We start from the raw sequence: 13716 nt of genomic DNA, 5'->3' as shown, positions 1-13716 counted from the left end.
AGGCTGAGTTTACGAGCATTCAATTTCAGCAGTGCCAAGCGTTTTCACTTAATTTTAAAAGTTAATGTGAAGTCAAATAAGGGGACTTTTTTACACTAACAACCATTGCAATACTTATTGATTTTCAAACACTTACAATGTTTCAATCGACAACCTACATTTTTCATGGCATGAAATACACATCCTGCTCATTATGAAGCTGATATGTTAAATTATAAAATGATAAATACTGATTATCAGTTATTTGTAGGAAATCACTTCACTCACCTCTTTTTTTGTTCATTTCTAAATAGTACTTTCGGGACGAATTTTTACAAATTACTAACCAAATTCTGCTTATGCGATCATTACTACGCTGCATGAAGAGAGTCTTCTCGTTCATGCCTTCTTTAGTGGGTATTACTCACGCCACAACAACCTTTTTTACAAACACAACGGCATTCCTGCTGCTCGCCTTTATGGTCACGACAACGGGAACTGCGCAAGTCTTTACCGATGGATTTGAATCGGGTAACATCAATAACTGGACCTCCGGAGTAGGAAGCTACAGTGTGCAGGCGGCAACAAACACGGCACCCGCGGTGGGCAGTTTCTGCTTACAGCAAACGGGAAATTCCGGGCACTACCAAGGACTTACTTCAACTTTTACACCTACTCAGGCAAGTGCGGTCTCCTGGCGGGTTAAAACAGATAATACCACTACTGCCAATGGTTATATGGTTTTTGGTGATAACAATAATTTTAACAATGGCGTTGCCTTTGTCTATATAACCAGCGGGAGTCTTCAATTCATCAACGGGACTTCTAACTATTCGTATCCCGTAGCGGGAAATACGTGGTACCACATCGAACTCATTAATTTTGATTGGACCGCAAAGAATTTTGATATTCGTATAAATGGCGTTACGGTACAAACGGATTTTGCGTTTCGTAATACAGCAGCAACGGATGTCGATATCATCCATCTATACAACTTCCAATCAGCCACTGCCTATTGGGATGAGATCATTGTAAATGGAGCGGCCGCAGACGCACCACCAACGGCTGTATGCACCAATTATACTGCTGCACTGGACGGTTCGGGCATGGTGACCATCACCGGCGCTGATGTGGACGGAGGATCTACCGATGCCGAAGGCCCTGTGACCTTATCTGTGAGCCCGAATACCTTCGACTGCTCCAATATCGGTCCGAATACTGTAACGCTTACCGTAACCGATAACATGGGCCAGACAGATACGTGTACGGCTACTGTGACCGTAATTGACAACACGGCACCTGCTATTTCGTGTCCGGCGGATGTAACGCTTGAATGTGGAGAATCTACTACCCCGGGTGGTGGCCCGGTTCAGCTATTTGCCAGTAATTCTGGCGGACAACTTTACGAATTAAATATTTCTACCGGAAATGCTAGCACGATCGGTAGCACCTCTAGAGCGAACGTCGGACTTGCCTGGAACAGTGGCACAGATGTTACCTACCTTCGTGATTTTGCAAACTTGTTTACGGTGGATCTTACCACAGCGGCGCTTACTCCTGTTGGACCACTCACTAGTGGTTATACAGCCTTAACCTTTAATGCGAGCGAATCCCTTTTATACACGGTGGGTCAGGGCAACGGGTCTTTTGCTTCTATTGATCCCGCTACCGGAACCACCACCGTAATAGGAAGTACAGGGGTGGGAGGCACTCAACTTGGACTTGCTACAGACATGAATGGCGTTGTTTGGGGCGGAGATATCAATGCCAACTTATACACTATAAATACAAGTACGGGGGCGGCCTCCCTTCAATACAGCAATGTAGGAGGAGACGGACTAACGGCAATGGCTATTCATCCTACTACCAATGAACTGTATCTGGTAACATTAAATTCTGATAATCTTATTCGGGTAGATCTTTCTACCGGAGTCGCTACACCGATTGGTGTCACCGTACCGGGATCTGATATACGGGGACTAACCTTTGTAGGTGCAGGAGGAGGCCTTCCTTCCGCTACAGCTACCGATAATTGCAGTACCCCAACCATAACATACAGCGACAGTTCAGCTCCGGGTTGTGGCAATACTGAAGTGATCACACGTACCTGGACTGCCACCGATGCTGCCGGTAATTCATCCAGCTGTGTTCAAACCATTACGGTGACCGATAGTACGCCTCCTGTGGCAACCTGTCCTTCAGACATTAGCGTAAATAATGACGCCGGTGTATGTGGTGCCGTAGTGACCTACACAGTAAGCGGTACCGATAGCTGCGGAACAACGTCGGTGACCCAAACTGCGGGTCTGGCCTCCGGATCGGTATTTCCGGTAGGGACCACCACCAACACTTTCGATATAACCGATGCCTGTGGCAATACGACCAACTGTAGCTTCGACGTAACGGTTACTGACACAGAAGTGCCTGTTGCCAACTGTATGAATATTACGGTTCCTTTGGACGCTACCGGCATGGTTACCGTAAATGCTTCGGATGTGGCCGGAACCAGCACCGATAATTGCACGATTGATTCGATCTCATTTTCAGAATCACAAACGGCCTTTGCCGAAGTGAACGAAAACCAGAGCCTTACCATCACCCTCCCGGCGGGCGCTGTTGTGAATGCAGTAGATTTCGCCAGCTATGGAACGCCTACGGGCAGCAATGGGATGTATATGATCGGCGGTTGTCATGCGGCCAATTCACAAAGCATCGTTGAAGGATACGCACTGGGGAATAATTCCTTTACCATCCCTGCTAATAACGGCGTATTCGGGGATCCTTGTAACGGAACGGTAAAACGTCTCTACGTGGCCGTGAGTTATGGGGTTGAAAGTACCAGCATGAGCTTTGACTGCTCCCAAATTGGAGCTAACCCGGTGACGGTGATCGTAACAGATGTCAACGGAAACAGCAGTACCTGTACAGCTACCATCACCGTGGAAGACAACGAAGCTCCGGTGATTACCTGCGTAGCCAATGCCACCCGTGATACCGATCCGGGCGTATGTGACTATACCGTTCAGGGAACTGAATTCGATGCGACCTTTACCGATAACTGTACAAGCAGTACGCTTACCAACGATTATAACGGTACGGCTACCTTAGCCGGAGAAGTACTTCCATTGGGAGTGACCACCATAGTATGGACCGTGAATGACGGAAACGGTCAGACCGATACCTGTACCATGACGATCACAGTAGAAGACAACGAAGCACCTGTCATTACCTGCGTAGCCAATGCCACCCGTGATACCGATCCGGGGGTGTGTGACTACACCGTTCAGGGAACTGAGTTCGATGCGACCTTTACCGATAACTGTACAAGCAGTACGCTCACCAACGACTACAACGGAACGGCTACCTTAGCCGGAGAAGTGCTTCCATTGGGAGTGACCACGGTAGTATGGACCGTGAATGATGGGAACGGTCAGACCGATACCTGTACCATGACGATCACAGTAGAAGACAACGAAGCACCTGTCATTACCTGCGTAGCCAATGCCACCCGTGATACCGATCCGGGCGTATGTGACTACACCGTTCAGGGAACTGAGTTCGATGCGACCTTTACCGATAACTGTACCAGCAGTACGCTTACCAACGACTACAACGGTACGGCTACCTTAGCCGGAGATGTACTTCCATTGGGAGTGACCACGGTAGTATGGACCGTGAATGACGGGAACGGCCAGACCGATACTTGTACCATGACGATCACAGTAGAAGACAACGAAGCACCTGTCATTACCTGCGTAGCCAATGCCACCCGTGATACCGATCCGGGCGTATGGGACTACACCGTTCAGGGAACTGAGTTCGATGCGACCTTTACCGATAACTGTACCAGCAGTACGCTTACCAACGACTACAACGGTACGGCTACCTTAGCCGGAGATGTACTTCCATTGGGAGTGACCACGGTAGTATGGACCGTGAATGACGGGAACGGCCAGACCGATACTTGTACCATGACGATCACAGTAGAAGACAACGAAGCACCTGTCATTACCTGCGTTGCCAATGCCACCCGTGACACCGATCCGGGGGTGTGTGACTACACCGTTCAGGGAACTGAATTCGATGCGACCTTTACCGATAACTGTACCAGCAGTACGCTTACCAACGACTACAACGGTACGGCTACCTTAGCCGGAGAAGTTCTACCATTGGGAATAACCACAGTAGTATGGACCGTGAATGACGGGAACGGTCAAACCGATACTTGTACCATGACGATCACAGTAGAAGACAACGAAGCGCCTGTCATTACTTGCGTAGCCAATGCCACCCGTGACACCGATCCGGGGGTGTGTGACTACACCGTTCAGGGAACTGAATTCGATGCGACCTTTACCGATAACTGTACAAGCAGTACGCTTACCAACGACTACAACGGAACGGCTACCTTAGCCGGAGAAGTTCTACCATTGGGAATAACCACGGTAGTATGGACCGTGAATGACGGAAACGGTCAGACCGATACCTGTACCATGACGATCACAGTAGAAGACAACGAAGCGCCGGTGATTGCCTGTCCTTCAAACATAAACGTGAGCACCACGCCGGGCGATTGTTTCGCAGAAGTAACATTCCCGGGTGCACTGGCACTGGATAACTGTGGTGTGGCTTCCGTAGTACAAACCGCAGGTTTACCAAGCGGCAGTATGTTCCCTGTAGGAGTGAATACCATTACCTTCACCGCTACCGATGTGAATGGCAATACCAGTAGTTGCAGTTTCACTATTACAGTAACCGATAACGAACCTGCCGTCGCTGTATGTCAGGATATCACCATTCAGCTGGATGCCTTCGGAAATGCAAGCATTACCGCAGCCGATATTGATGGTGGTTCTACCGATAATTGTGGGGTGGCTTCCATAAGCGCCTCTCAAACCAATTTTGATTGTAGCGATGTAGGCCCTAACAACGTGATCCTGACCGTGACCGATGTGAATGGCAATACCAGCACCTGTACCGCAGTAGTGACCGTGGAAGACGTAACGGCTCCTGATGTAATGTGTATGGACATAACCGTGCAGCTGGATGCCGCCGGTACCGTAACCATAGCAGGAACTGATGTAGATGCCGGTTCGACAGATGCCTGTGGTATTGCAAGTTACGATCTGGATATTGACACCTTCGATTGTTCCCATGTGGGAGACAATACCGTGACCCTTACCGTAACCGACGTGAATGGTAATACGGCCAGTTGTACCGCCATTGTAACAGTAGAAGATGTGACCGCTCCGGACCTTGTGTGTATGGACATCACCCTTCCGTTAGACGCAGACGGTACCGCGATCATTACACCGGCCGATGTGATCCTGAGCAATGACGATGCCTGTGGTATCGAAACCTCGGCGGTAGACATCACCGAATTTGATTGTAGTGATATTGGAACTCCTGTTACTGTACAAGTGTTTACCGTGGACGTGAACGGAAACCTGGCAACCTGTTTTGCCACCGTGACCGTAGTCGATGATCTGGCACCGGAACTCAGCTGTCCGGCCGATCAAACCGTAGATCCGGGAGCCGACAACCTGTTCTATACCGTACCCGACTATTTTGCAACGGGTGAAGCAACGGCTACCGACAATTGTACCGATCCGGTGACCATTACAACGCAAACCCCCGCAGCAGGGACGCAATTGCCTGATGGTGTATACACCATTACGCTTACGGCAGAGGATGCTTATGGAAATGTAGCGACCTGTACCTTCGAACTTACGGTGGAAACCGTGTTAGGCGGTAACGACATCACACTGGAGATGGGCACGCTGAGCATGTACCCGAATCCGGCGAAGGAATTCGTGATCTTAGCCAATCCGAAGCTCATTCCGTTACAGGATGTATCTATTTACGACCTCAACGGACGCTTGATCCGTACGATCGATCTAAGCACCATGACCACCGAAATGCGTATCGATATGCATAACCTGGCCGGCGCTTCGTACCTGTTCGTTATCAGCAACGGGAAACAACAGATCACAAAACGAGTCATTAAAGAATAGGTTTTAATTTTAAGTGTTTGAAAAGGCCGCTCTTAGGAGCGGTTTTTTTATTTCTGAACATAGCGTTTCGTTGGTGAAGGAGGCGTAGCCGGGACTTAGGATTTAGTAGTGATTGGTGAATGGTGAATGGTGAATGGTGAATGGTGAAGAGTGATTATACCACTTCTCGATACAATGCCCTATCAGGGCATCACTCGAAGTGACACGGCTTCTTCTTTTATATAAATGTCTCTTAGAATCAAACCGGCCATACGATTCGACTTCGGGACCCGCCGTTTGCAACTGAGAGAATAACAAAAATCTGTTTGAGGGCCGCATAAGCGGACCGAGTTATTTTTGTGGCGAAGTAAAAACTTGGCGGGTGAAAAAGAATCGTAAGGACTAGACCTTTTTGCTTCTTTTTCCGGCGATGGGAAAAAGAAGAAAAAAAAAGATTCCTCATTGCATTCGGAATGACATTGGTAGGTGAACAGTGAGCAGTGAAAAGTGAAGGGATCACGTTTTCTTAGCATTAAAATTGGCCATACGATTCGACGCATGCTTCCCATTTGAATGGTTTAAAAGAAAGTTAAGAACATTAATAAAAAAAAGAAAATTCGTATTTTAATACCACAAAACCGGTATCATGACTCTTTCACTACGTCTGGAACAAGCCCTTACCAAACTCTACCGGGCATTTCATGAGGGAACGCTGCACCCCGAATGTGCCCGGCAATGCGCTGTGGGAAATATCTGCGACCATTCCGATACCTGGCGTCATTTCACCGATGTGCATGGTTCGCAACAACTCAATTATGTCGGGCTGGTCCATCAACGTCTGGGCCGTCGGTATCACGGCTACACACCTCAGGAATTACTCACTGCCGAAGCGGTCTTTTTGAAAGGCTGCGGTTATTCCGTTCCTTTCGGACGTAATAAAACCAAGCCCGAGCATCCTACCCATACGGACACTCTGTTTGAAGGTCTCTGTGCCGTGACGCGCTATTTATGTGAACTGGAGGGTGTAAAGGATGTGATGCACCTTCAGAAAGTGTTAACAAATCCCGGTCCTTCACGATCGGAAGCCTTAGAGATCACCTTTTAATACTATTAGTAAGCAGCTCTTTTTCTAAAAAAAAGAATGCTACAATTTTAGAGACCTTCCATAACTTTTCGGAATCCTTCAGAAAAAATAAAACCTACTCCCCTTTTATTCCGTATGTAGTATAGCAAGTATATCTTTGAATAGTACATGAAACAACGCTTAACACACATACGCGCCTTCCTGTTACAGTCCTTTCTTATAGGAATGGTCACCGTATATGTAGTAAGTCCGTTGCACAATGAGGTGTTCAGCTTGCTGCACCATTTTTCGCACTACGTACATTCAAACATCGGACACACCCACCATGATGACGACGAAGACCACGACCACGACCTTCCTGTCATGGCAGTGACACCCACTGAAGCACCGGCAGCACATGCGCATTCGCATAAATTGCTGTCCTTTATAAAAACAGCCCTGGGCTTCGCAGAGACTCCCGAGGATGCCGAGAAACCTGCGGTCGAATTCAAATTCCCTAAGCACATCCTTCCGCAACAAGATTCGCACACACAACTGCTTGCCTATCGCACCATACAGCCCATCGGCTGGCGCGAAAAGGTTCATGCAGGTCGTGAACAAGACGTGACCACACCCCCTCCCCAGGCCTTTTATACATAAGGATCTTTCCTTTTTGGTGTATGCTTGGATACGCTGTGTACTATCTGATACACGGTGCTATACCTTGTACAACTATGGATATGGCCTTATGTGTTCTTCAACTAAAAGGTGTTCCCGCAGCGGAACCAAACTATCAATCCATACAATTAAAAAAAATGAAATATATCTATATCGCATGTTGCATATTTGTTGCAACCCCGCTATTCGCGCAAAATCTGCGTGGGAAAGTGGTCAATTCTCAAAACCAACCGCTCGAAGATGTTGGCATATTCAATCAGGATACAGGACAACACAGCCATTCCGATGCCACGGGATCCTTCACCATTATCAATACTTCCCCGGGAGACTCGGTCTATTTTTCGATCCTGGGGTACAAAACGCAACTGCTTACGGTCTCTCAGGATCACCTTAACTCAGGCGTCACGGTGTCCATGCAAACGTCCAGTATATCGCTGGACCAGATCGTACTCACTTCAGAGATCACTACGCTTAGCCGTATTGTGGATGTCGATGTACAGACCAATCCGGTGAATTCGTCCCAGGAGATCCTTCGTAAAGTCCCTGGCCTTATCATCGGACAGCACGCAGGCGGCGGAAAGGCCGAACAGATCTTTCTGCGTGGCTTCGACGTGGACCACGGGACCGATGTGGCCCTAAGTGTGGACGGAATGCCGGTGAACATGGTAAGTCATGCACACGGACAAGGGTACGCCGATCTGCATTTCGTTATTCCCGAAACGATCGAGAACGTACACTTTGGCAAGGGACCCTATTACGCCGACAAAGGGAATTTCAATACGGCGGGTTTTGTGGACCTGCGTCTTCGGAAAACCCTGGACAAGAGCAAGGTCTCTTTGGAAGCCGGACAGTTCAATGCCTCCCGACTCTTGGGGATGTTCAATGTGCTGACTTCAGAAAAAAGCAATGCCTATATCGCTTCGGAAGTATACCTCACCGACGGTCCGTTTAATTCCCCGCAAAACTTCAATCGGATCAACGTGATGGGGCGCTACAATTACAACCTGTTCGCCGATCAGGAACTCAATGTAACGGCTTCCTATTTCACCAGCAAGTGGGATGCCAGCGGACAGATCCCGCAACGCGCCGTGGACCAAGGATTGATCGGTCGCTTCGGGGCCATAGACGACACCGAAGGCGGACAAACCAGTCGAACCAATCTGTTGGTGGCACACACCAAGAAGATCGATGACGATCAGCAGTTCAAGACCCGAGCCTTCCTGTCCCACTACGATTTCGAACTGTATTCCAATTTCACCTTCTTTCTGGAAGACCCGGTCAACGGCGATCAGATACGACAAAAAGAAGACCGGATGATCGCAGGGGCCGAAAGCGTGTATCAAAAGAAGAACATTTCTCTGGGTGGAAATACGCAGCTGGAATTACAATCGGGGATCGGGTTCCGCTACGACAATGCAGACGATATCGAGCTGTCCAATACCCTGAACAGGCAAACCACCTTGAATCGCGTTGCCCTGGGTGATGTCGACGAAGTGAACACCTATGGGTTCGTCAATGCCGAATTCGAGACCGGAAAGTGGAAATTCAATCCGGCACTGCGTCTGGACTATTTCAAATTCGATTATGAGAACAAGATCAGCGAAACCTACGATGCCCAAAGTGAATCCAAGGTAACAGTGAGTCCGAAACTGAACACCATCTACGCCGTGAACCGCAACTGGCAGCTGTTCCTAAAATCCGGTATCGGCTTCCATTCCAACGACACCCGTGTGGTCGTGGCCAACAATGGCGAAGACATCCTGCCGGCTGCCTATGGCGCCGATCTGGGGACCATTGTAAAACCGCTCGACCGACTCGCCCTTAATGCCACCCTGTGGGGCTTGTTCCTGGAGCAGGAATTTGTATACGTAGGCGATGCCGGGATCGTAGAACCTAGCGGAAAGACCCGACGTATGGGACTGGAAGTGGGTGCCCGCTATCAGCTGAATGACTGGTTGTATCTCTACGGCGACGTCAACTACACCTATGCGCGCAGCACCGAAGCCCCGGAAGGAGAAGACCTTATTCCTCTGGCACCGGACCTCACCTCCTCGGGCGGACTCCTGGTGGATGGCCTCGGTAATTTCTCGGGCGCCCTCACCTACCGCTTAGTAGGCGACCGCCCTGCCAATGAGGACGGTTCCATCACAGCCGAAGGCTATTTTATTACCGATCTCAACGTTTCTTACGCCTGGGACAACTGGACCTTCGGAATCATTGTAGAGAACCTGCTCGACTCCCAATGGAACGAAACCCAGTTCGCCACCGAGAGCAGGTTGTTCAGTGAAGCGGCCCCCATGGAAGAGATCCATTTCACGCCGGGAACACCTTTTTATCTGAGAGGGAAAGTGGCGGTATCTTTTTAAGGTGAAGGGTGAAAAGTCAGGAATTAGGGCTTAGGAATTAGGGCTTAGGAATTAGGGCTTAGGACTTAGGATTTAGCTTTAAGTAGTGAATAAATTGGAAAGAAGGGAAACGTCCATCCCATTCGACGCTTGCTTCCTACGATACGCTATAAGCGGGTTGCTTCTTAGAAGGCTATCCGGCCTCAGAAAACATCTTAGAGCATAATGCTTCAATTTAACTCATCCTTTTCATCAGCATAGAACGCAAAAAGCTCGGAGATTCAGTGAGCATAGTGAACGCCGAGTTTTTGCGTTGGTGTGGAATGCGTGAGCATTTCAAAATGCCTATGAAAAGGATAAAAGGTCTTTTTCTTTGCAACTTTCTTTTGGACCAGCAAAAGAAAGTTGAACTAAAAAAAATAATCAATACTAAAGACAACACATCCACGGTAATGGGAAAAAGAAGAAAAAAAAAGATTCCTCATTGCATTCGGAATGACATTGGTAGGTGAACAGTGAGTAGTGAGTGGTAAAGCGAGAGCTGTTGTACGTCCCTGATATAGGTTGACCACTTAAAACAGTGGTAACTATGAAAGCAAATGTGCGAGAGTTGCGCAAGCAGCGAAAATACTCTGAAGAGTTCAAAAGAAAAATAGTGGCAGATTTCGAGAGCGGCAGGGTTAGCGGTTTGCAGCTAGAGAAGCTCCACGGGGTAAGAGGTCAGATAATCTACCGTTGGATCTATAAATTCTCTCCCTTTAACCAACAGGGAACCAGAATTGTAGAGATGAAGGACAGCAGCAACAAAAAAATGAAAGAATTAGAGGCTCGAGTAAAAGAGTTGGAGCGTGCCGTTGGCCGTAAGCAAATCAAGATTGATTATTTGGAGAAGATGATCGAGATCGCCAAAGAAGAATTGGACAGCGATATCAAAAAAAACTTCGGCACCCCACAGTCAACTGGTTCAAAGAAAACAAACAAAAAGTAAGTTTTTCTATGAACAATCTCTATAAAGAAGCAGGGCTGAGTAAACAAGCAGTTGCGCAGTATCAAGTCAGGCAAATGGCCTTTGATACTAAAGTCAATCAGTTGATCCTTGAAGCTGATGATCTTAGAGAAGATCACCCGGGTTGTGGGGTGGAGAAAATGTACTATACCCTTAACCCTGCCTTTATAGGACGGGATCGGTTTATAGAGCTAATGATGGAACTGGGGTATCGATTGAAGCGGAAAAACAATTATAAAAGAACAACAATCGCTTCAAAGATCTATTAGCCATACGATTCGACTTCGACAAAGAAGATTGTGGGATATAAGATCTCTGATAATATGAGAGCCAAAGCAAACGTGGAAGCATTAAAGATGGCACTTAAGGATAATTCCCCACCTTTGATTCACCACAGCGACAGAGGAAGTCAATATACCTATAAAGAGTACGTAGCGCTTCTAAAAGGGCATGGCAGTAAAATAAGTATGGTACTCTCGGCGCAAGACAATGCTTATGCAGAACGCATCAACAGAACCATAAAGGAGGAATACCTGGATTATTGGAAGCCACAGGATATTGTTCAATTAAAAAGAATGGTGGCAAAAGCGGGACAGAACTATAACAGTAAAAGATTGCATAACAACAACGACAGAATGAGTCCTGAGAAGTTCATAACTCAGTTTTCTTTCTTGAGGCCTCAAGAAAGAAAACTGATGACTATATTTAACAATGAATTAATTAACTAAAAACGGTCAACATTAATTAGGGAAGTTCATGTTCTCACACCACTTCTCGATACAATGCCCTTTCAGGGCATCACTCGAAGTGACACATGTTAGTAGTGATTAGTGAATGGTGATTGGTGAATGGTGATTGGTGAATGGTGAATGGGGTAACATTTAGTAATTAGTAGCGAATAAATTTGAAAGAAGGGAAACGTCCATCCGATTCGACGCTTGCTTCCTCCGAGGCGCCATAGGCTGATGCTTCTTAGAAGACGAACGGCCTCAGAAAACATCCCGTGAAATGCAAGAAGGTGCAGCGTCAAGCGCGTTACGCTGTCTGAGGGCTGCGAAAGCAGACCGAGTTCGGAACGTGTAGCGAACCGACGTAGCATTTAGGGATGGTTTCTGCATCCGATGAGCCACAACATGTGACGAAAGGAATGCATTTTTCCGGCAATGGAAAAAAGAAAAGAGAGCACTATTCCTTTATAATTCAACCTAAAAAATGTACCGCCTATTGTCGTTGATATAATTCTTCATAGATCTGAATATATCCCTGACCTGCATCTATTACGGTCTCAGTATTACCGCCATCATAGGTGAGAATATAGTTCGTGCCGTTGAAATAATAGGTTCCATTTCCTTCTTCGGTAGAATAGTAATCGGTGTCGGGAAAGTCTTCATTGATCACACAGGTCTCGCTATCAAACGCGATGTTGGTAAGGATGGTATGCTCTGTCCAGCTATAGAAAAAAGTATTACCCGGAGCAAATTCGAAGTACCCGCTACTCGACACTTTCTGTTCCAGAATATTAGAACAATTCTCATCGTAGATATTCTGATAACTGCCTACAGGAATACCCCCTGCAAATGCGGTCATCTCCCAGACCCCTACCAGATTCGAAATCCCTTGAACGACCAGCTCTTTACTGGCGGTACAGCCATTGCTGTCGGTGACGGTCACCGAATAATTTCCGGGGCCTTCGATAATCAAGGTAGGTCCTTCGGTATCATCGTTCCACACATATTCATACGGTGGATTCCCATCGGATGCCGTTGCGGTAGCGGTTGCTCCGTCAAGTTCTATATCCACTTCGGGACTATTGAATTCACAGCTATCTTCGGGATCCATACCGTCATCCTTGGAACAGGTTGAAAGAGAGAACACAGCCCATAAAAAGGCCAGAGAGAATTTAAAATAAAGCATTATGTATGTTTTGTTTTCAAAAATAAAAAAATCAATAAGTAAAGCAAGTCATATTTGCGACCCCACCCCGAATCCAATCCCCTGAATACAGACCTTCTGTGCGTACGCCAACAACGCGACCCCCTATCCTCCATCCCTGCGAAACACTTCTAACGGTTCTGACTCACAAACATTTACGGAAGGATGCACGCTCTGTGGAAGCCCTCCCTTTTCTTGTCGCTGTGACCGTAAATAAACTGTTGATAAGTTATCTGTTAAAAAAAGTAGAACCTATGGCATCGTTGAAGGGGGAAGCGCGAGTAGCCGGGGGTTAGGACTTAGGATTTAGTAGTGACTAGTGATTGGTGAAAAGTGAGTAGTTAGGACTTGGAGTTAGTAGTGATTAGTGAAGTGTGAGTGGTGAAGAGTGATTATACCACTTCTCGATACAATGCGCCTACAGCACATCACTCGAAGTGACACATCTTAGTTTCACTCGCAATGCCGCTTAGAATCAAAGTGCACGGTGGTGAAAAGTGAGTAGTTAGGGGTTAGCAGTGAACGGTGCGCGGCACTTGTAACAATTATAAAATCAGACAGTTAATTATTTTTTCATACCTTTAAACTATTCTCCTCCAATAGTATTTCTGCATTCCAACAATATAAGCTTATGAAAAAGTGTTCGTATTTAGTACTTTCTATTATCATTTCTACTTTAATATTAACTACAAGCTGTGCACCATCTGCTGCCAAATTCAT

At 47.1% G+C, this 13716-nt stretch carries 9 protein-coding genes; 8 read left to right on the top strand and 1 reads right to left on the bottom strand.

Annotation, left to right across the window (positions count from 1 at the left end; genetic code table 11):
• The first annotated feature begins 359 nt into the window (after positions 1-359).
• From JS40_RS12540 to JS40_RS15410, 7 genes are all read left to right on the top strand, one after another.
• Entirely contained in the window at positions 360-5993 is a 5634-nt protein-coding gene (locus tag JS40_RS12540) for an HYR domain-containing protein (RefSeq protein WP_160172976.1), read from the top strand.
• Positions 5994-6618: 625 nt separating this feature from the next.
• A complete protein-coding gene (locus JS40_RS12535) occupies positions 6619-7077 on the top strand; it encodes a hypothetical protein (protein ID WP_034261079.1) in 459 nt (152 codons plus the stop codon).
• A gap of 147 nt (positions 7078-7224) precedes the next feature.
• The gene (locus tag JS40_RS12530) at positions 7225-7695 is read left to right on the top strand and encodes a hypothetical protein (protein ID WP_034261077.1); all 471 of its coding nucleotides are present in this window, start codon (positions 7225-7227) and stop codon (positions 7693-7695) included.
• A 155-nt stretch (positions 7696-7850) separates the two neighbouring features.
• The gene (locus tag JS40_RS12525; RefSeq protein WP_034262490.1) at positions 7851-10079 is read left to right on the top strand and encodes a TonB-dependent receptor; all 2229 of its coding nucleotides are present in this window, start codon (positions 7851-7853) and stop codon (positions 10077-10079) included.
• 568 nt (positions 10080-10647) lie between these two features.
• Positions 10648-11046, top strand: a complete 399-nt coding sequence (locus JS40_RS12515; protein ID WP_034261073.1) for a transposase — start codon at positions 10648-10650, stop codon at positions 11044-11046.
• 8 nt (positions 11047-11054) lie between these two features.
• On the top strand, positions 11055-11333 hold the full coding sequence (locus JS40_RS15415; RefSeq protein WP_152558183.1) for a hypothetical protein: 279 nt from the start codon (positions 11055-11057) through the stop codon (positions 11331-11333).
• A 30-nt stretch (positions 11334-11363) separates the two neighbouring features.
• Entirely contained in the window at positions 11364-11792 is a 429-nt protein-coding gene (locus JS40_RS15410; RefSeq protein WP_152558182.1) for an integrase core domain-containing protein, read from the top strand.
• A 493-nt stretch (positions 11793-12285) separates the two neighbouring features.
• On the opposite strand, the gene JS40_RS12505 is transcribed toward JS40_RS15410, so the two are convergent.
• A complete protein-coding gene (locus tag JS40_RS12505; protein WP_034261071.1) occupies positions 12286-12978 on the bottom strand; it encodes a hypothetical protein in 693 nt (230 codons plus the stop codon).
• Between the two features lie 98 nt (positions 12979-13076).
• Here JS40_RS12505 and JS40_RS15405 point away from each other — a divergent pair, with 98 nt between their 5' ends.
• Positions 13077-13292: a hypothetical protein gene (locus tag JS40_RS15405; protein WP_152558181.1), complete on the top strand. Its 216-nt coding sequence runs from the start codon at positions 13077-13079 to the stop codon at positions 13290-13292.
• Positions 13293-13716: the final 424 nt, after the last annotated feature.

Source organism: Altibacter lentus (assembly GCF_000746845.1).
Lineage (GTDB): Bacteria > Bacteroidota > Bacteroidia > Flavobacteriales > Flavobacteriaceae > Altibacter > Altibacter lentus.
The sequence above is the reverse complement of the archived record's forward strand: the minus strand, read 5'-3'. Positions and strand labels throughout refer to the sequence as shown.

Coding starts and splice junctions, on each gene's coding strand:
- JS40_RS12540 (WP_160172976.1), top strand. CDS start 360: ATGAAGAGAGTCTTCTCGTTCATGCCTTCTTTAGTGGGTATTACTCAC.
- JS40_RS12535 (WP_034261079.1), top strand. CDS start 6,619: ATGACTCTTTCACTACGTCTGGAACAAGCCCTTACCAAACTCTACCGG.
- JS40_RS12530 (WP_034261077.1), top strand. CDS start 7,225: ATGAAACAACGCTTAACACACATACGCGCCTTCCTGTTACAGTCCTTT.
- JS40_RS12525 (WP_034262490.1), top strand. CDS start 7,851: ATGAAATATATCTATATCGCATGTTGCATATTTGTTGCAACCCCGCTA.
- JS40_RS12515 (WP_034261073.1), top strand. CDS start 10,648: ATGAAAGCAAATGTGCGAGAGTTGCGCAAGCAGCGAAAATACTCTGAA.
- JS40_RS15415 (WP_152558183.1), top strand. CDS start 11,055: ATGAACAATCTCTATAAAGAAGCAGGGCTGAGTAAACAAGCAGTTGCG.
- JS40_RS12505 (WP_034261071.1), bottom strand. CDS start 12,978: ATGCTTTATTTTAAATTCTCTCTGGCCTTTTTATGGGCTGTGTTCTCT.